The sequence below is a fragment of the Sphingomonas arabinosi genome, assembly GCF_036663715.1.
Taxonomy (GTDB): domain Bacteria; phylum Pseudomonadota; class Alphaproteobacteria; order Sphingomonadales; family Sphingomonadaceae; genus Sphingomonas.
The window spans coordinates 15,026-33,058 of the sequence record NZ_JAXOJN010000005.1; the positions used below are offsets into that span (position 1 = coordinate 15,026).

The following is an 18,033-nucleotide window of genomic DNA, read 5'->3' on the forward strand; positions in this document are numbered from 1 at the left end:
TACCTCGGCCCCCTGCCCGCCTAGTCCGCCGCCATGCCCATGGATCCCATTCCCGACATCGCCTCGCTAAGCCTCGCCGAGATCGCCAAGCTGGTCGAAGAGGCGAAACTGCCGCCAGTCGAGAAATGGAATCCGACGCACTGCGGCGATAGCGAGATGCGGATCGCGCGCGACGGCACCTGGTATCATCAGGGCTCGCCGATCGGCCGCCCGGCAATGGTCCGACTATTCTCGACGATCCTGCGCCGCGAGCCCGACGGCAGCCACGTCCTGGTCACGCCCGTCGAAAAGCTCGATATCGAGGTCGAGGACGCACCGTTCGTTGCGGTCGAGATGAAGGCCGAAGGCAGCGGCCCGGACTCCAAGCTCGCCTTTCGGTTGAACACCGGCGACCTCGTCACCGCCGGCCCGGATCATCCACTGCGGTTCGTTCAGGACGCGACCGAGGGCGATGGCGGCCCACGCCCCTATCTCACGGTCCGCGGCGGGATGGAGGCGCTGGTCGTCCGCTCCGTGTATTACGAACTCGTCGAACGGGCGATCGTTGACGACGCGACGCCAGCCGGGGTGTGGAGCGACGGGGCTTTCTTCCCGCTGGAGCCCGCCGCATGAGCTTGGCCGACCGGTTGGCCGCGGCACTGGCGAAGGGCGCCGGGTCGCATATGATCCTGCTTACCGGCGACCAGCATGACGGCGATCTCACCGCCGCCGAGACGCTGTTGCCCGCCGCGGTCCTGATCGCGGTGACCGACCGTGCGGATCCTGGCGTAATCCTGACGCAGCGCACCGACACGATGAGCCGCCACCCTGGCCAGATCGCGTTCCCCGGCGGGCGGATCGATCCTGGCGAGGACGTCTTCACCGCAGCCCTGCGCGAGGCCGAGGAAGAGATCGGACTGCCACGCGACACCGTGACGGTGATCGGCGAGGCCGACAGCTACCGCACGATAACCGGGTTCCAGGTGACGCCGGTGATCGGCGTCATTCCGTCGGACCTTGTCTTCACGCCCAGCGAGGCGGAGGTCGCGAGCATCTTCGAAGTGCCGCTGGCCTTCCTGCTAGACGAGGCGAACCATGTCGAGGCGACGCTAGAATGGCAGGGGCAGGACCGGCATTATTACGAAATACTTTGGAACGAGCGCCGGATCTGGGGCGCGACCGCCGCGATGATCGTCAATCTCGCACGCCGCCTGAGGTGGTCATGATCCTCCCGAACGCGCCGTGGCGCCACCGTGACGGTCTCGAAGCGCTGACGAAGGTCCTTGGCGCGACCGAAAGTGAATCGCGCTTCGTCGGCGGCGCGGTGCGCGACACGCTGCTCGGGATCGACGTCGCCGACGTCGACATCGCTACCCGCCTGCCACCGCAGGAGGTGATCGAACGCCTCCAGGATGCCCGTATCAAGGCGATCCCGACCGGCCTCGCGCACGGTACGATCACCGCAGTCACGCCCGCGGGTCCGGTCGAAGTAACGACGCTGCGGCGCGATGTCTCGACCGATGGCCGTCACGCGATCATCGCCTATACCGACGACTGGCGCGAAGACGCGGCACGGCGCGACTTCACGATGAACGCGCTCTACGCCGATCCGGCGACGGGCGAGATCTTCGATTATTTCGGCGGTCTCGACGACCTCGCGGCGAGGCGCGTCCGTTTCATCGGCGACCCGTTGCAGCGGATCGCCGAGGATCACTTGCGCATCCTCCGCTTCTTCCGCTTCCACGCGCGGTTCGGCACCACGATCGACGAAGCCGGCCTAGACGCCTGTACCGCGCGCGCCAACGACCTGATGGCGCTGTCCCGCGAACGCATCGCGAGCGAAGTGCTGAAGCTGCTGATCGCCGCCAACGCCGTGCCCGTCGTCGCGCTGATGGTAGAGCGCGGCATCTTCCGCGCGGTATTGCCCGAGATCGACGCCCAGGGAGCGGCCCGTCTCGACGTGCTGGCCGAACGCGAGGCGGACGCCGGCATCGCACCGGACCCGATCCGTCGCCTTACCATGACAATCGCGCCTGCCGCCGCGGAAGCCGTCGGAGCGCGGCTGAAGCTGTCGAACGTCGACCGCAAGCGACTGATCGCCGCCACCACCGGGCCCGGCGCGGAAGGCCCGCTGGCACTAGCCTACCGTGTCGGCGTGGCCGGCGCAGTCGACCGTCTGCTTATCGCTGGCGAAGACGTGTCCGCGATCAAGGACTGGACGCCGCCTGCGTTCCCGTTCTCGGGCGGCGCGCTGGTCGAACGGGGTCTCCGCAAGGGTCCCGACGTCGCGGCAATGCTCCGCAGGATCGAGACGCAGTGGATCGCCGAAGGGTTTCCCGACGCCGAGCGCGTGGCGGTCATCGCCGACGAGCTGGTGGCAGAGGTTTCCGCTTAGCTCGGGGCGGAACCGGACTGAACCATCGCATAGGCCGCATCCGCCTCCAGCGGTCGCGCGTAGAAATACCCCTGCCCGTACGTGCACCCCAGCGCCGCGAGGGTCTGCGCGAGTTCGTGCGTTTCGACGCCCTCGGCCGTCGTCCGCATCCCCAGCGCCTGTGCGAGACTGAGGATCGCGCGGACGATCGATACCTTGTCGCGGTCCGCGAGCATCCCGGTGACGAAACTGCGGTCGATCTTGAGAATATCTATCGGAAGTTTCTGAAGGTAGGCGAGGTTCGAATAGCCGGTCCCGAAGTCGTCCATCGCCAGGGTCGTGCCGAGTGCCTTCAACGCGTGCATCGTGTCGGCAATCCCGTCCGGGTCCGTGACGATCGCACTCTCCGTCAGTTCCAGTGTGAAGCGATCACCGGACAGCCCCGACGAATCGAGCACGGCCTGCAACACTGGAGCGATGGCGTCGCGCTGCAACTGGATGGCCGACAGGTTCACCGCCATCCTGATCTTGCACGGCGTCAGGGCTGCCGCGTCCCAACGCACCAGCGTGCGCGCCGCCTCCTCGATCGCCCATCGCCCGAGCGGCACGATCAATCCGGACTCCTCGGCGACCGCGATGAAGTTGGTCGGCGAATGCTCGCGGCCGTCCCGGTCGGTCCAGCGCGCCAACGCTTCGAACGAGACGACACGGCCGGACGACAGATCACAGATCGGTTGGTACGCCAGCCGCAATTCGCCGTTGTCGATCGCGCGACGCAGTTCGGTCTCCATGCCGAATTGCGCCCGCGCGATCGCGAAATCCTGAAACTGGTATAATTCGGCGCGTCCGCTCACCTTCGCGCGCTTCACGGCGAACTGCGCGTGGCGAACCAGTTCGGCGCTGTCGCCGGACTCGTCCGCGCCATAGGCTATGCCAACCGAACATTCGACGCTGATCTCATACCCGGTCAGTCGGAACGGCGTCGTGAGCGTCCGGTGGATCCGCTCGGCAAGCGCTTGGGCTTCCTCGCGATCCTTGTCGATCGACATCAGGATACCGAACTGGTCGCCGCCTATCCGGGCCAGCGTATCGTGCGCGCGCAACGCGCCCTTGATCCGACGCGCCACCGTGATGAGCAACTCGTCACCGGCCGACGAGCCCAGGCACGAGTTCAGTCGACCGAACCGATCGAGGTCGATAGCCAGCACGGCGCTGGACGCATGATCCTCGATCCCCTCGATAAGATCCGCAAACCCATCGCGGTTCAGCAGTCCGGTCAGGCTGTCCGTGGTCATCTCGCGACGCAGGCTGCGTTCGGTTTGCACCTGCGACGTCAGATCGATGAAGCTGATAGTGCAGCGCTCACGAAACTTGGGGTCGGATCGCGCGATCGTGACGCGGTAATGCCGACGGTCGGTCTCGTCGCCGAGGACCCAATCGAAATCCGACCTCGTCTGTTCTGAACCGAGGAAAGCCCGGATCCGATCGCCAAGCTCGGCAATCATCCGCGACCGCTCCGCAACGACCCCAAACCCGGCGAGACGATAGGCACGGTTCATCGCGAACAGGTCGAACTGTCCGGCATTCAACATGACGTGGACCGCAGGGATCGGCACGAGTTCGAGCCCGCGCGTGACCAGGTCACGCGTCACGATCGGCTTTGCAGTCTCATCTAGGGCGGGCAACGGCATACCTTCCGGTACCCCGCGTTCGTTAAGAGGCTCTGAAAAACCCTGAATGGGGTCTTTCTCATCCATTATCCGAAACGATTGTCGCGTGGGAAACCGGTCGGCGGCATACGGCCGGCAGCTCCACGAGCCGCACGCCACGGCCCGAGATCGGATTCTGTTCGCGTACGCCCGGTACCGCCGCCCATCGCCCAGCTCAGCCCGTCGGCGAAGACGAACGTGATCGCGTCCGCCAGTCCGCCATCGCGATAGCGCTGCAACTGCAACCCCTGCCCGCGCGTCATCTCGACCAGCTCGGCGAGCGGGAACACCAGCATTTTCCGATTGTCGCCGATCGCCGCGACGTAATCGTCGTTCGGCCCGATCGGCCGGACGATCTTGAGCTGCGCGCCCGGCCGCGGCGTCATCACCGTCTTGCCCTTGCGAGTCTCGGCGATCACTTCGGCACTGCTTACGGAGAAGCCACGCCCGTCAGTCGCGACTACCAGCAGCTTCGGATGCTTGCTCGCCGGCAGCAACGCGACGATCCCGACGCTGCCGTCGAGATCGATCATCGCCCGCACCGGCTCGCCGAACCCGCGTCCGCCCGGCAGCTTGTCCGCGGCCAGCGTGTAGAACCGCCCGTTCTCCGCCGCGAGCAACAGCTTGTCCGTCGTCTGCGCATGGAACGCGAACGCCGGGCCGTCGCCCTCCTTGAACTTCAGCGCCTCCGGGCTCGCCAGATCGTTATGCCCGCGCATCGCCCGGATCCAGCCGCGCTGCGACAGGATCACCGTGATCGGCTCGCGCTCGATCATCGCCTCCAGCGGGATGTCGCGCGTCGGTGCGGCTTCCTCGATCGTCGTGCGGCGTTTGCCGAGCACCGTCTCCAGCCCATAGCGGTCGCGGATCTTCGCCATGTCACGCTTCATCCGCGCGCGCTGCTTCTTCGGATCAGCCAGCAATGCCGAAAGCGCCGCCTGCTCCTTGTCGAGCTTGTCGCGCTCGGTCTTGATCTCGAACTCTTCGAGCCGCCTGAGCGACCGCAACCGCATGTTGAGGATTGCCTCGGCCTGGCGATCGGTGAGCGCAAACTCGTCGATCATGACCTTCTTTGGCTCGTCCTCGGTACGGATGATCTCAATCACCCGGTCGAGGTTCAGATACGCGATCAGGTATCCATCGAGCAGCTCGACCCGGTCGGCGATCTTGCTCAACCGGTGCTCGGTCCGCCGGCGCAGCACGACGAACTGGTGATCGACCCACGCCGCCAACACCTCGCGCAACGACATCACGCGCGGCGTGCGATCCTTGTCGAGCACGTTGAGGTTGAGGCTGATCCGCGTCTCGAGATCGGTCAGCCGGAACAGCCCGTCCATCAAAATCTGCGGATCGACCGTGCGGCTGCGCGGCTCCAGCACGATCCGGATCTCGGTATCCGATTCGTCCCGCACATCGGCAAGGATCGGCAGGCGCTTGGCGTTGATCAGATCGGCGATCTGCTCGATCAGCTTGCCCTTCTGCACGCCGTACGGGATCTCCGTGACGATCATCTGCCAGCCGCCACCCTTCTCCCGCTCGGTCTCCCAGCGCGCACGGACGCGGAAGCCGCCCCGCCCGGTCGCATAGGATTCGCGGATCACCGCGGGCGGATCGACGACCAGCCCGCCGGTCGGAAAGTCAGGCCCCTTCACATGCTCCAGGATCGCCGCATCGTCGGCATCGGGCGTGTCGATCAGAACGATCGCCGCCTCCAGCAACTCGGCCGCGTTGTGCGGCGGAATGCTCGTCGCCATCCCGACCGCAATCCCGCTCGCACCGTTCGCCAACAGGTTCGGGAACAGCCCCGGGAACAGCTCGGGCTCGTGATCCTCGCCGTTATAGGTCGGGCGATAGGCGACCGCGTCCTCGTCGAGCCCGTCCATCAGGTCGATCGCGACCTGCGTCAGCCGCGCCTCTGTATAGCGGTAGGCGGCGGCGTTATCGCCATCGATATTGCCGAAATTGCCCTGCCCGTCGACCAGCGGATAGCGCATCGCAAACGACTGCGCCAAGCGCACCATCGCATCGTAGACCGACTGATCACCGTGCGGATGATACTTACCGATAACGTCGCCAACGACGCGCGCGCACTTCTTGTACCCCTGCGCCGGATCGAGCTTGAGCAGCCGCATTGCCCAGAGGAGACGCCGATGCACCGGCTTCATCCCGTCACGGACGTCGGGCAACGATCGCGCGGTGATCGTCGACAGGGCATAGACGAGATACCGCTCGGACAGCGCGCTATCGAAGGGGGCGTCGACGATGGAGTCGAACGGATCTTTGAAATCGGTGGCCATTGCGTGCAGCGATAGCAGCGCGAGCGAAACGATCAAAGCATGAACGCACCACGCGTCCCGCTCGCCGGGACCGGACGATATGCCAGCATGACGCGGCCGATCGAGCCAGCTACACCAACTCCATGATCCGCATCGCCTTTCTCGCGCTCGCCGCCATGTCCACGCCCGTCGTGGCGCAAACGCCCGCTCCCCCTTCGGCAAAGCTGCTGACGTGGCCCGACCTGACCGAGCGGCCGAAGCCGACGCCCGACGCGACCATCGACTATGGCACCGACCCGATGCAGAAGGTCGACGTCTGGCTCCCCAAGGGCAAGACCAAGGGACCATTCCCGGTGGTCGTGATGGTGCATGGCGGCTGCTGGACGACCGATATCGCCGACCGCAGCCTAATGAACTGGATCGCCGACGACCTCCGCAACACGGGTGTCGCGGTCTGGAATATCGATTATCGCGGCGTAGATCGCACCGGCGGCGGCTATCCCGGCACGTTCGCGGACGCTGCGAAAGCCGCCGATCAACTCACGGTAAACGCCAAGAAGTTTAATCTTGACACAAGCCGCGTACTGGCGATCGGCCACTCCGCCGGCGGTCACCTCGCACTCTGGCTCGCCGCCCGCCCGAAGCTTCCCGCATCGAGCCCCTTCCACGCCCCGCAACCACTCCGCATCCGCCACGTCATAAGTCTCGGCGGTCTCCCCGATCTCGAAGCCACCGCCACCAACGCCGACAATGGCTGCGGCACGGAGGTCGTGGCAAAACTCGTCGGCGCGCCCACCCCGCAGCACCCGGACGTCTACGCCGACACCTCGGTCCCGCGTCTCCTCCCGCTCGGTGTAAAGCAGGATTTGATCAATGGTCGCGAAGACCGGATCATCCCCGCCGTGATGGCGACCGACTATATCGCCAAGGCCACAGCGGCCGGTGACACCGCCACGCTCCACACCATCCCGGCGACTGGCCATGTCGAACTGATCGCGCCCGAAACCCCCGCATGGGCCGAAGCCAAACGCCTGATCCTGTCCTATTTTGGAAAAACCCAGTGACCCTCGAAGACGCCCGCGCGCTCGACGCGACCGATCCGCTCGCCGCCTACCGCGGCCAGTTCGCGCTACCCGAAGGCGTGATCTACCTCGACGGCAATTCGCTCGGCGCGCTGCCGAAAGCCACGCCCGCAGCACTCGCCGACGTCGCCACCCGCCAATGGGGCGACCGCCTGATCCGCAGCTGGAACGAAGGCTGGATCGACGCCCCCCAGCGGATCGGCGCGAAGATCGCCCCCCTGATCGGCGCCGCGTCGGACGAAGTCATCATCGGCGACACGACCTCGACGCATCTTTTCAAGGCCTTGGTCGCCGCGCTTCGCAGCAACCCGGAGCGTCACACGATCGTCAGCGAGGCCGGTAACTTCCCCACCGACCTGCACATTGCCGAGGGCGCAGTCGCCTGCGTCCCCGGCGCACGGCTCAAGGTGGTCGCGCGCGAAGATCTTGCAGCCGCGCTCGACGACGACACCGCGGTCCTTCTCCTAACCCATGTCCACTACAAGACTAGCGACCGCTTCAACCTAGCCACCTGGACCGCGCGCGCGCACGACGCCGGCGCGTTGATACTCTGGGACCTCAGCCACAGCGTCGGCGCCGTCCCGATCGATCTCAACGGCGCGAACGCCGACCTTGCCGTCGGCTGCACCTACAAATATCTCAACGGTGGCCCCGGCGCGCCCGCGTTCCTCTACGTCGCAAAACGCTGGCAGGACGTACTGGCCAGCCCACTCTCCGGCTGGATGGGCCACGCCGCGCCGTTCGCGTTCGAAGATGCCTACCGCCCCGCCCCCGGCATGAAACGCTGGCTCGCCGGTACTCCTGCCATGCTCTCGACTGCAGCACTGGAAACCGCACTCGACCTATGGGCCGACGTCGATCAACAGGCCGTCGCCACCAAGAGCGCCCAATTGTTCGACATCCTCGCCGAAGCAGGCGACACCCTAGGCCTCGACTGCGTAAGCCCCAGAGATCCCGCCAAACGCGGCAGTCACATCAGCTTCCGCCACCCAAACGCCTATGCCCTGACCCAAGCCCTCATAGCCCGAGGCGTAATCGGCGATTTCCGCGACCCTGACATCCTCCGCCTCGGCCTGACGCCGCTGTATCTCAGTCACGAAGACGTCTGGCGCGCTGGAGATATCCTCCGCGAAACGCTGGAAACCGAAGCGTGGCGCGATCCAGCTTTCTCCCAACGCCTAGCCGTAACATAGGGACGAAACTCACCCCATCGCCGCCAGCTTAGCCCTGGCGGCATCCGCCAAAAATCCCGATCGATTGCTAGCAACCCGGTCGATCCGCGCGAGCAACCCTTCGTCGATCGAGACCTGCACGCGCACGGCCCGACCGGGCCGGTCGCCACGAACCAGTACGCGTGCAGCCTCATCGACATCCGGATCGCGCGCGATCGTGTCGATCGACGACGGCTCCGGGATCGGATCGCCATATTGCGCCATGATCGCCAGATGCCCGCTCAGCGCCTCCTCGGCGCCAAGCGCCGCCTCCTGCATCGTCACGCCAGCCGAGACACATCCGGGCAGATCCGGGAAGAATACGCTGAAGCCGGTATCCGCACGCTCGATAATCGCAGGGTAGTGAACGATCGCCATGACACTCAAATCCTTAGAGGAATGTAACCGAGTGGCAGCCTAGCGAAGCCGCACGCCGCTCTGCCGCTCGATGCTCTTGATCGTACCGATCGCCATCTCCGATTTGGGATGCGGCACCGTCACCGTTCCAGGCAAGGTGGCGTGACGGAAATGCTTGTGCGATCCGGTTTGCCGAACCTCGACCCACCCAGCCTTGCAATACGTCGGATGACCTCGGCACTTCGCATTCCCACCCCTCTACACAACTCTACACAACTCTACACAACTCTACACAACTCTACACAACTCTACACAACTCTACACAACAATGCGCGTTCCATCAATGTCTCGCTCCGCAAGCATCGGCGCAAACTGAAGCCGCGATTGCACCCCCCGCACCCTTCGCCTATAGGCGCGGCCTATTCCGGCCTCGGCTTCGCGGTGCATATCGCGTAGGCTGGGGCCGCTCGATTTTCACCGCTCGATTTCCAGGGGACCGCGCATGGCTCGCCGCCGCCAGATCTACGAAGGCAAGGCCAAGATCCTCTACGAGGGTCCCGAGCCGGGCACGCTGATCCAGTATTTCAAGGACGACGCGACCGCCTTCAATGCCCAGAAAAAGGGCACGATCAACGGCAAGGGCGTGCTCAACAACCGGATTTCCGAGCACATTTTCACGCTGCTCGATCATATCGGCGTACCGACGCACTTCATCCGCCGGCTCAACATGCGCGAGCAGTTGATCCGCCAGGTCGAGATCGTTCCGATCGAAGTCGTCGTGCGCAACGTCGCCGCTGGGTCGATCTCGACGCGCCTCGGGATCGAGGAGGGCACCAAGCTGCCCCGCACGATCATCGAATATTACTACAAGGACGATGCGCTCGGCGATCCGATGATCTCCGACGAACACATCGCCGCGTTCGGCTGGGCGAGCCAGGAGGAGATGCACGACATCGCCGACCTTGCGATCCGCATCAACGATTTCCTGTGCGGGCTGTTCGCCGGCGTCGGTATCCGCCTGGTCGACTTCAAGCTCGAATTCGGTCGCATCTTCGACAACGACTTCGGTCGGATCATCCTCGCCGACGAGATCAGCCCCGATGGCTGCCGTCTGTGGGACATGGAAACCAACGAGAAGATGGACAAGGATCGCTTCCGTCGCGATCTCGGCGGCGAAGTCGAGGCTTATCAAGAGGTTGCACGCCGTCTTGGCCTGCTGCCCGAGGGTGCCGACAACGCCGTCCTCGACCTCGAAAAGCATCGCAAGAACCGGGGCAAGTGAGATGAAACTCAAGGTTTTCGTGACATTGAAGCCGGGCGTGCTCGATCCGCAGGGCCGGGCTATCCACCACGCGCTCGGGAGCCTCGGCTTCGAAGGCGTGCAGGACGTTCGCCAGGGCAAGCTGATCGAACTCGAAGTCGCCGACGATACCGACGACGCGACGATCGACGGCATGTGCCGCAAGCTGCTCGCCAACACGGTGATCGAGAATTATCGGGTCGAGCGCGCGTGAAGACCGCCGTCATCGTCTTTCCGGGCTCCAACTGCGACCGCGACATCGCCGTCGCGCTGGAGGCCGTGACCGGCGTCAAGCCGCTTATGGTCTGGCACGGCGACGCGGACTTGCCGAAGGACGTCGGTCTGGTCGCAGTACCGGGCGGCTTCTCCTACGGTGATTACCTGCGCTCGGGCGCGATTGCGGCACGATCGCCGATCATGCGCGCGGTAGTCGAGCAGGCGGGCAAGGGCTTGCCCGTGCTCGGCATCTGCAACGGCTTCCAGGTCTTGACCGAAGCGGGGCTTCTCCCCGGCGCCTTGATGCGCAACGAAGGCTTGAACTTCGTCTGCCGCGACGTCGTACTGACGGTCGAAACCGCAAGCTCGACCTTCACCTCGGGCTACACCGCCGGCGAGCGCGTTTCCTTCCCGGTCGCACACCATGACGGCAATTACTTCGCCGATACCGAGACGCTCGACCGCCTCGAAGGCGAAGGCCGCGTCGCCTTCCGTTACGCAGAAAGCGTCAACGGATCGGCGCGCAACATCGCCGGGTTGCTGAACGACAAGGGCAATGTCCTTGGCATGATGCCGCATCCGGAACGTCGCATCGAAGCGGCCCACGGCGGCACCGATGGCCGACGTCTGTTCGAAGGCCTGCTTGAAGCCGTCAGCGCTTAAGCTCCGTCACCATCCCCTGCACCACCCCACACTCCGTTCGCCCTGAGCGAAGTCGAAGGGCCTGAGACTCAAGTGCTTCGACTTCGCTCAGCACGAACGGGTGGGAGGGGGAGGGGGACGGACACGGAAACGGAAGCAATAGGGGTGTGCCGCCTCTAGACCCGCGTCCGGAACGGCGAGAAGTCCGTCCCCCGGTCATACACATCGACACCCTCGCGCCGCTTCAACCACCCGACCGCCACATAGGTCAGCGGCGTCAGCAATACCTCCCACGACACCTTCAGCAGGAACTGGCTGACCATCACCATCAGCATCGCCTCGACCGGCCAGTCCGGCGCGCCGTAAAACGCGAGCGGATAGAAGATCAGGCTGTCGAACGCCTGCCCCACGATCGTGCTGCCGATCGTCCGCGTCCACAGCATCCGCCCCTGCGTCCAGATCTTCATCCGTGCGAGCACGAAGCTGTTGGCGAACTCTCCCAACCAGAACGCACAGATCGACGCGAACACGATCCGCGGTACCTGCCCAAACACCGATTCGTACGCGGCTTGGCCCGTCCATCCCTGGTCAGGCGGCAGCGCCACGACGACCGCCGACATGAACACCATGAACAGCATCGCGCCGAACCCAGCCCAGATGCAGCGCCGCGCCCGCGCGTACCCATAGACCTCGGTCAGGACGTCGCCGATCACGTAGCTGACCGGGAAGAACAGGATGCCGGCACCGAACGGCCATGCCCCGATGAACGGGAGCTCGATCACCGCGCGCTTGCCCGCGCCGATCACGTTCGACAGCAGCAGGATCGTCACGAACGCCGCCATCACGAAGTCGTAATAGCGGAAATGCTCGCCGCTGACCGCGTTGGCGGCCACCGGTTCGAGCCCCCGCTCCCCATTCCCTTCAATATCCATGGCGCCGGTTATGATCGAGGTTCCAAGCCCGCACAATCCGCGCTAGTCGTCGCCGCAGCGCGCGCCCGTAGCTCAGCTGGATAGAGCAAGGAGCTTCTACCTCCTCGGTCGGGGGTTCGAACCCCTCCGGGCGCGCCAACCGCTTTCCGCATCCCGACAAGACACAAAAAATGGCCGGATCGTGAGATCCGGCCAGTCGGGGGAGAGACGGTGAAAGAGGGTGAAATCAGAACGTGATGCGCGCGACCCCTGCGATCTGGCGGTCGCTCATGATCGAATCACGCGGGCGGGTCGTGATACCGTAAAAGGTCGAACGCACGGTGTTGGTCAGGTTGACCGCGTTCAGCGTCAGCGAGAAATGCGGCGTCACGTTGGCGGTGATCGACGCATCGAGCTGCCCCGACGGCTTCTGGAACACCGGCAGGTTGCCCGAGCCGTTGCTCGACGTCGCCACCAGATACTTGCTGCGCCAGTTATACGCCACGCGTGCCGAGATGATGCCGAGCTCGTAGATGCCGATCAAATTGTAGTTGTACTTGGACAGACCCTGCAGCGGCAGATCGCGCACCGGACCCTCGGTCGCCGGGCTCGGTGCCTGCGAGTCCACGAAGGTGAAGTTTGCCTGAGCGCCAAGGCCAGCAAGAGGTCCTGGCAGGAAGTCGAAGAACTGCTGATAGGCGACTTCGGCACCCTTCACCTTGGCGTTGGAGACGTTGCTGTACGACGTGACGCTATAGTTCGCGGTCAGGCCGTCGGTGAACGTCACCGCCCGGTTCGAGATGCCGGTCTGGATATAGTCGGAAATGTCCTTGTAGAAGCCTGCGACGGTCAGTGAACCGGTCGGCGCGAAATACCATTCGGCCGAAGCGTCGACGTTCTTCGCTGTCATCGGCTTCAGGTTCGGATTGCCGCCCGACGTATACTGCAGCTGTGCGATCTGCGCACGACCGGGCTCGGTAATGTTGAGGCTCGGGTTGAGCTGGTTGAGGTCCGGCCGCGAAATGTTCTTCGAAAGCGCCAAGCGGAGCTGGAGCCTTTCGGTCAGATGCGCCCGGAAGTTCGCGCTCGGCAGGACCGACGTATAGTCGTCCTTGTTGCCGGCCGCGACGAAGGTCGTCGGTCCCGTGACCTGCGCCGTCCCGCCCGGAGGCGTGATCAGATCGGTCTGCTGATAGAAGCCGGCGACCGCGAGCTTGGTCTGGACGACGCGCAGACCGATATTGCCGTCGATCGGCACCGGCAGGTCGGCGGCGTTGAAGAACGCGGTGGCATAGCCCGTATAGGTCTTCTGCGACTGCGTCGTCGTGCTGCTCGGCAGATAGCTCGGCAGCGTCGTGATGCCCAGCGTGGCGCGCGTCAGGTCGTAATCCTGCGTGATGCCGCGCGAGAACAGCAGCGCGTTGCCGAACAGGTCGGCGTCGCCGTGGAAGAACTTGCTGAAATCGGCGAACTCGAGCTGGCTCGGCACGGCGTTCAGCCCGGTATACCGATAGCCCGTGTCGCTGTAGAGATTGCTGCGATCTGCATAGCGAACGCCAAGCTTGATCGACCGCAACACGCTGTTGTCGAACTTATACTCGCCGTCGAGGCGCGCCGTCTTGTCCTTGCCGCGCGAGCGATTGAGGTTGTCCAAATAGAAAGCGGAGCCATAGGTCGCGGCGTTGGTCAGGCCGGTGGGTGTCGTGATCTGGAACGACGGTACATCGCCCGAGATGTTCTGGAACAGCATGCCGTCGTTGTTGCCGTTCAAGCCGACGATCGACCGCGTACGCGTGGTCTTCGAATCGACATACTGGCCGTCCGCCGTGATCGTCAGGTTGGAGGTTGGGCGCCACTTGCCGTTCAGCGAATAGTCGGTCGTCGTCGAGTGACGGTTCTCGAGGCTGGTATTGGCCGCGACACGGATGTTCTGGAACGTTCCGCTCTGGAAATCGCCGTTTGGTGCGAAGGTGAACGGCGCACCGGGCAAGGGCGAGACGTTGGTCGCGCCCTCGGTTGGCTGCGCGAAATAGCTGAAGTCGTCGTAGCGGAACTTGTAATCGTTACGGAACACCTCGCCGGTGAATTCCAGCGTATCGGTCGGGCGCCACTGGAGCGACGCGTCGATGCCGAAGCGACGGCGCGCACCGTTGACCTGGCCGATGCCGGTGCCGCGCGGCAAGGTCGTGACCTGGCCGGTACGACCGAGCGTCGCGAGCGAAGCGATCGACGCGGCGCGCGTTGCTGCATCAGGATCGTTCGGATCGAGCGTGTTGAACGGCTCGGTCGAGATCGTGTCCTGGCTGAATACGGTCTTCTGGTACGACGCGCTGACCAGCACGCCGATCTCGCCAATGCCGGTATTCCAGCGATCGCTGAGTAGAACCGACGCGGTCGGCTGGCTCTTGCGCGCGAGGTCGTAATACGTGTTCGCCACGCCGGCCGAAATCTTGAAGCCGTCGAAGTCGAACGCCTTGCGGGTGCGAAGGTTGATCGTGCCGCTAAGCTGATCCTCGATCAGGTCCGCCGACGGGTTCTTGTAGACGTCGATGCCCGCGAGCAACTCCGAAGGAATGTCCTCGAGGCTCAGCGACGTACCGGTGCCGCTGGCCGTGAAGATGTCGCGGCCGTTCAACTCGGTGCGGACCTGCGTCAGGCCGCGGATCGCGACCGAGCTGCCTTCGCCATAGTTGCGCGTGACCTGGATACCCGAGATGCGCTGCAGCGCCTCGGCGACGTTGCGATCGGGCAGCTTGCCGATGTCCTCCGCGACGATCGAGTCGACGATCTGGTCGGAATTGCGCTTGATCGCCTGTGCGCTGCGAAGGCTGGCGCGCACGCCGGTCACGACGATGTCGTCGCCGCCCGGGGCGGCGGCCGCCTCGACGCCCTGCCCCTGGTCGCCGCTGGGGGCCGTGTTCACACCGCTGCTGGCCGACTGCGCCGCTGGCGCGACCTGGCCATCGGCGACCGGCGTCGCGGGCGTCGCATCCTGTGCGAAGGCAGCAGGGATCAGGCCGAACGCGAGTACGGCGGCGGAGGACCCGGCGAGCAGGCGAAGCGCGATCTCGCGCTGCGAACGGATGAACATGATAATCCCTTTCAACACATCGAATGGCACGCCGCGTCATCGCAATCGCGCCGATTGCTTCCCGGGACGTTCATTCCGGGCGCGCGGTTTCCCGCCTCTAGTTTCGATGGCACGGCTCGGATCGTTGGACCCTGCCCGTTCCCTCCTTCGACCTTTGAAGTCGGCGATAGCGCCAACGGCCTTGATTTGTCATATCACGCAAATCCGTATTTGAAAGAGCATTTATGAAAGATCGGCGCGGCCTCGCCCGTCATGATCCCCCGATCCTTGCAGACGATCGTATAACTTCCTGCTAAAATCGGTCGCATTTAGTATTGTCAGACAACACTTGGTCGGAAACGGTAACAGATATGATCAATTCACGATGTGTCGGTAGCGTGGGTGCTGCCTTGATCGGCGCGCTGTCAGTCCAGGCCGGGATCGCGCAGACGGTCGTGCCCGGCGACCCCTACGCCGCCGACCCGGTCGGCATCGTGGCCGATCCATGCCCGGCGCATCCCAAGCCTGCGGATGGCGCGGGGTGGGACGCATGGAAACTGCATATGCTCACGCGCGATTTCGGCCAGCTGTGCCGGTATGCCGCGCAGAACGTCGCGCTTGCCACGTCCGGCGCGAAGGTCCGCGTCGTGTTCATGGGCGATTCGATCACCGACAATTGGATCGATGCCGATCCGACGCTGTTTACCGATGGCCTCGTAGATCGCGGCATCGGTGGCCAGACCACGCCGCAGATGCTCGTCCGCTTCCGCGCCGACGTCCTCGCGCTGAAGCCGCTCGCGGTCCACATCATGGCGGGCACCAACGACATCGCCGGCAACACCGGTGCGGCGATGATCCAAACCGTGCAGGGCAATATCGAGACGATGGCCGAACTCGCACGCGCGCATGGCATCAAGGTGATCCTCGCCTCGACGCCCCCCGCCGCCGCCTTCCCCTGGAGCCCGGCGATGAAACCCGCACCTCAGATCGTCGTCCTCAACGCATGGCTGCGCGGCTATGCGGCGAAAAATGGCTTCACCTATGTCGACTACCACGCCGCGCTCGCCGGCCCGAACGGCGGCATGAAGCAGGGGTATGCCACCGACGGCGTCCACCCGACTCCGCAGGGCTATGCCGTGATGAAGCCACTCGCGCTGGCCGCGATCGCAAAAACTCTTGGCGGGAAAACCAAATGATGGATTTCAACAGGCGGTCGGTCCTCGCCGGAATCGCGGCGCTGGGCGCGGCACGTGGAGCGGTGGCGCAAAGCCCGATGGGTCTGGCCGCCGGGCCGGTACAGCCCAACTGGCCTTCGTTGGTCAACGCGTACCGCTACCCCGACTGGTTCCGCGACGCGAAGCTCGGGCTATGGTCGCATTGGGGCCCGCAATCTGTGCCGGAGCAAGGCGATTGGTACGGCCGGTTCCTGTATATGCAGGGGCATCCGATGTACGAGCATCACCTGAAGACGTACGGCCATCCGTCGAAGACCGGCATGATGGATATCCAGAACCGCTGGACCGCGGACCGCTGGGATCCCGACGCGCTGATCGAACGCTACAAGAAGGCCGGGGCGAAATACTTCATGTCGCTCGCCTGCCATCACGACAATCTCGACTGCTACGACAGCCGGTATCACGCGTGGAACTCGCTCCGCGTCGGCCCGAAGCGCGACATCGTCGGCATCTGGGAAAAGGCGGCGCGGAAAGCCGGCTTGAAGTTCGGCGTCTCGAACCATGCCGCGCACGCGTGGCACTGGTACCAGACCGGCTACGCCTACGATCCCACCGGGCCGCTGAAGGGCGTGCGCTACGACGCGTCCACGCTGCGCAAGGCCGACGGCAAGGGCAAATGGTGGGACGGCCTCGACCCGCAGCAGCTCTACACCGGCGCGCACATGGCCGCGCCCGACGGCATCGACAGCATCGCGGCGATGAACGACTGGCACGACAAGAACGACGGCCAGTGGATGGAGCACGGCCCGAAGAACGCGCCCGGCTATGCGGCGAAATGGCTGCTCCGCCAGACCGACCTGATCGACAAGTACAAGCCGGACATGGTCTATTTCGACGATTACGAGCTGCCGTTCGGGCCGATCGGATTGGAGTCGCTCGCCGACTATTACAACCGCTCGATCCAGTGGCACGGCAAGATCGACGTCGTACTGACCGCGAAGAAGATCCAGCCGAGCCACCGCTTCGGCTTGGTCGAGGACGTCGAGCGCGGCTACACCGACCATATCTGGGACGAGCCGTGGCAGACCGACACGTGCCTGGGCGACTGGTTCTACAACGTCGCCCGCCTCCGCGACAAAAGCTACAAGAGCGCACCCGAAGTGATCCAGCGGCTGGCCGACGTCGTGTCGAAGAACGGCAACCTTCTGCTGTCGGTGCCGCAGCCCGGCGACGGCTCCATCGACAGCGAGGTCGAGCATATCCTCGACGGCATGACCGACTGGGTCGCGATCAACGGCGAAGCGATCTTCGGCTCGCGCCCGTGGCGCCGCTATGGCGAGGGTCCGACGATCCTGCCGACGGGCATGCAGAACGAGACGGTGAAGCCGTTCACCGCGAAGGACATCCGGTTCACGACCAACAAGGGCGCGCTGTATGCGCTGTTCCTCGGCTGGCCAGAGGGCGCCGCGACGATCGGCTCGCTCGCGCGCTCGGTGAATAGCGGCGTGGTCGAGCGGGTTACGCTGCTCGGTGGCGGCGTGATCGCGCACAAGCAGGACGCTAAAGGACTGCATGTAACGCTGCCGGCGAACACGCGCGGCGGGTTCGTGCCCGTACTGAAACTGGAAGGCCGCGGGCTTGCCTAGGCTAGCCCGGCAAGACACCACCACGAGGGAGGCATCACCACCAGATAACCCCACCCCGGCGAAGGCCGGGGCCCAATTGGAAAGG

16 protein-coding genes and 1 tRNA gene are annotated in these 18,033 nt (G+C 64.6%); 11 read left to right on the forward strand and 6 right to left on the reverse strand.

Annotation, left to right across the window (positions count from 1 at the left end):
- The first annotated feature begins 33 nt into the window (after window positions 1–33).
- From U1708_RS10000 to U1708_RS10010, 3 genes are read left to right on the forward strand one after another with little or no spacing between them, the layout of a single operon-like run.
- Complete coding sequence (locus tag U1708_RS10000) at window positions 34–612, forward strand: DUF1285 domain-containing protein (protein ID WP_332745232.1); 579 nt, start codon at window positions 34–36, stop codon at window positions 610–612.
- Window positions 609–1,205, forward strand: a complete 597-nt coding sequence (locus U1708_RS10005) for a CoA pyrophosphatase (RefSeq protein WP_332745234.1) — start codon at window positions 609–611, stop codon at window positions 1,203–1,205. The genes U1708_RS10000 and U1708_RS10005 overlap by 4 nt, the downstream gene beginning before the upstream one ends.
- Window positions 1,202–2,374 (forward strand): CCA tRNA nucleotidyltransferase, encoded by a 1,173-nt coding sequence (locus U1708_RS10010; RefSeq protein ID WP_332745236.1) that lies wholly within the window; start codon window positions 1,202–1,204, stop codon window positions 2,372–2,374. Before U1708_RS10005 ends, U1708_RS10010 begins: the two co-directional genes overlap by 4 nt.
- Here U1708_RS10010 and U1708_RS10015 read toward each other — a convergent pair.
- Complete coding sequence (locus tag U1708_RS10015) at window positions 2,371–4,044, reverse strand: putative bifunctional diguanylate cyclase/phosphodiesterase (protein WP_443030033.1); 1,674 nt, start codon at window positions 4,042–4,044, stop codon at window positions 2,371–2,373. The two genes, U1708_RS10010 and U1708_RS10015, sit on opposite strands and share 4 nt — an antisense overlap.
- A gap of 65 nt (window positions 4,045–4,109) precedes the next feature.
- Window positions 4,110–6,359 carry a DNA topoisomerase IV subunit A gene (gene parC, locus U1708_RS10020; protein ID WP_332745238.1) on the reverse strand — a complete coding sequence of 750 codons (2,250 nt, stop codon included), beginning with the start codon at window positions 6,357–6,359 and terminating at the stop codon, window positions 4,110–4,112.
- Window positions 6,360–6,481: 122 nt separating this feature from the next.
- On the opposite strand from parC, the gene U1708_RS10025 reads away from it, so the two are divergent.
- Entirely contained in the window at window positions 6,482–7,402 is a 921-nt protein-coding gene (locus U1708_RS10025) for an alpha/beta hydrolase family protein (RefSeq protein ID WP_332745240.1), read from the forward strand.
- Window positions 7,399–8,613 (forward strand): kynureninase, encoded by a 1,215-nt coding sequence (gene kynU, locus U1708_RS10030; protein WP_332745242.1) that lies wholly within the window; start codon window positions 7,399–7,401, stop codon window positions 8,611–8,613. The genes U1708_RS10025 and kynU overlap by 4 nt, the downstream gene beginning before the upstream one ends.
- A gap of 9 nt (window positions 8,614–8,622) precedes the next feature.
- Here the strand turns inward: kynU and U1708_RS10035 are convergent, their stop codons facing one another.
- On the reverse strand, window positions 8,623–9,009 hold the full coding sequence (locus tag U1708_RS10035) for a type II toxin-antitoxin system HicB family antitoxin (RefSeq protein WP_332745244.1): 387 nt from the start codon (window positions 9,007–9,009) through the stop codon (window positions 8,623–8,625).
- Window positions 9,010–9,048: 39 nt separating this feature from the next.
- Window positions 9,049–9,144, reverse strand: coding sequence for a type II toxin-antitoxin system HicA family toxin (locus tag U1708_RS10040; RefSeq protein ID WP_332745246.1), 96 nt, complete (start codon window positions 9,142–9,144; stop codon window positions 9,049–9,051).
- A 346-nt stretch (window positions 9,145–9,490) separates the two neighbouring features.
- Between U1708_RS10040 and purC the strand changes: the two genes are divergently transcribed.
- From purC to purQ, 3 genes are read left to right on the forward strand one after another with little or no spacing between them, the layout of a single operon-like run.
- Entirely contained in the window at window positions 9,491–10,270 is a 780-nt protein-coding gene (gene purC / locus U1708_RS10045) for a phosphoribosylaminoimidazolesuccinocarboxamide synthase (RefSeq protein ID WP_307085772.1), read from the forward strand.
- Window position 10,271: 1 nt separating this feature from the next.
- A complete protein-coding gene (gene purS, locus U1708_RS10050) occupies window positions 10,272–10,502 on the forward strand; it encodes a phosphoribosylformylglycinamidine synthase subunit PurS (protein WP_060527016.1) in 231 nt (76 codons plus the stop codon).
- On the forward strand, window positions 10,499–11,167 hold the full coding sequence (gene purQ / locus U1708_RS10055) for a phosphoribosylformylglycinamidine synthase subunit PurQ (RefSeq protein WP_332745252.1): 669 nt from the start codon (window positions 10,499–10,501) through the stop codon (window positions 11,165–11,167). Before purS ends, purQ begins: the two co-directional genes overlap by 4 nt.
- Before the next feature lie 155 nt (window positions 11,168–11,322).
- On the opposite strand, the gene U1708_RS10060 is transcribed toward purQ, so the two are convergent.
- Window positions 11,323–12,078 carry a queuosine precursor transporter gene (locus U1708_RS10060; RefSeq protein ID WP_332745255.1) on the reverse strand — a complete coding sequence of 252 codons (756 nt, stop codon included), beginning with the start codon at window positions 12,076–12,078 and terminating at the stop codon, window positions 11,323–11,325.
- 61 nt (window positions 12,079–12,139) lie between these two features.
- On the opposite strand from U1708_RS10060, the gene U1708_RS10065 reads away from it, so the two are divergent.
- A tRNA-Arg gene (locus tag U1708_RS10065) sits at window positions 12,140–12,216 on the forward strand.
- 88 nt (window positions 12,217–12,304) lie between these two features.
- Here U1708_RS10065 and U1708_RS10070 read toward each other — a convergent pair.
- Window positions 12,305–15,148: a TonB-dependent receptor gene (locus U1708_RS10070; RefSeq protein ID WP_332745257.1), complete on the reverse strand. Its 2,844-nt coding sequence runs from the start codon at window positions 15,146–15,148 to the stop codon at window positions 12,305–12,307.
- Between the two features lie 350 nt (window positions 15,149–15,498).
- Here U1708_RS10070 and U1708_RS10075 point away from each other — a divergent pair, with 350 nt between their 5' ends.
- The gene (locus U1708_RS10075; RefSeq protein ID WP_332745259.1) at window positions 15,499–16,323 is read left to right on the forward strand and encodes an SGNH/GDSL hydrolase family protein; all 825 of its coding nucleotides are present in this window, start codon (window positions 15,499–15,501) and stop codon (window positions 16,321–16,323) included.
- The gene (locus tag U1708_RS10080) at window positions 16,320–17,948 is read left to right on the forward strand and encodes an alpha-L-fucosidase (RefSeq protein WP_332745261.1); all 1,629 of its coding nucleotides are present in this window, start codon (window positions 16,320–16,322) and stop codon (window positions 17,946–17,948) included. The genes U1708_RS10075 and U1708_RS10080 overlap by 4 nt, the downstream gene beginning before the upstream one ends.
- Window positions 17,949–18,033: the final 85 nt, after the last annotated feature.

Coding starts and splice junctions, on each gene's coding strand:
- U1708_RS10080 (WP_332745261.1), top strand. CDS start 16,320: ATGATGGATTTCAACAGGCGGTCGGTCCTCGCCGGAATCGCGGCGCTG.
- U1708_RS10015 (WP_443030033.1), bottom strand. CDS start 4,044: ATGCCGTTGCCCGCCCTAGATGAGACTGCAAAGCCGATCGTGACGCGT.
- U1708_RS10025 (WP_332745240.1), top strand. CDS start 6,482: ATGATCCGCATCGCCTTTCTCGCGCTCGCCGCCATGTCCACGCCCGTC.
- U1708_RS10070 (WP_332745257.1), bottom strand. CDS start 15,148: ATGTTCATCCGTTCGCAGCGCGAGATCGCGCTTCGCCTGCTCGCCGGG.
- purC (WP_307085772.1), top strand. CDS start 9,491: ATGGCTCGCCGCCGCCAGATCTACGAAGGCAAGGCCAAGATCCTCTAC.
- U1708_RS10075 (WP_332745259.1), top strand. CDS start 15,499: ATGATCAATTCACGATGTGTCGGTAGCGTGGGTGCTGCCTTGATCGGC.
- U1708_RS10000 (WP_332745232.1), top strand. CDS start 34: ATGCCCATGGATCCCATTCCCGACATCGCCTCGCTAAGCCTCGCCGAG.
- parC (WP_332745238.1), bottom strand. CDS start 6,359: ATGGCCACCGATTTCAAAGATCCGTTCGACTCCATCGTCGACGCCCCC.
- U1708_RS10005 (WP_332745234.1), top strand. CDS start 609: ATGAGCTTGGCCGACCGGTTGGCCGCGGCACTGGCGAAGGGCGCCGGG.
- purS (WP_060527016.1), top strand. CDS start 10,272: ATGAAACTCAAGGTTTTCGTGACATTGAAGCCGGGCGTGCTCGATCCG.
- U1708_RS10035 (WP_332745244.1), bottom strand. CDS start 9,009: ATGGCGATCGTTCACTACCCTGCGATTATCGAGCGTGCGGATACCGGC.
- U1708_RS10060 (WP_332745255.1), bottom strand. CDS start 12,078: ATGGATATTGAAGGGAATGGGGAGCGGGGGCTCGAACCGGTGGCCGCC.
- U1708_RS10010 (WP_332745236.1), top strand. CDS start 1,202: ATGATCCTCCCGAACGCGCCGTGGCGCCACCGTGACGGTCTCGAAGCG.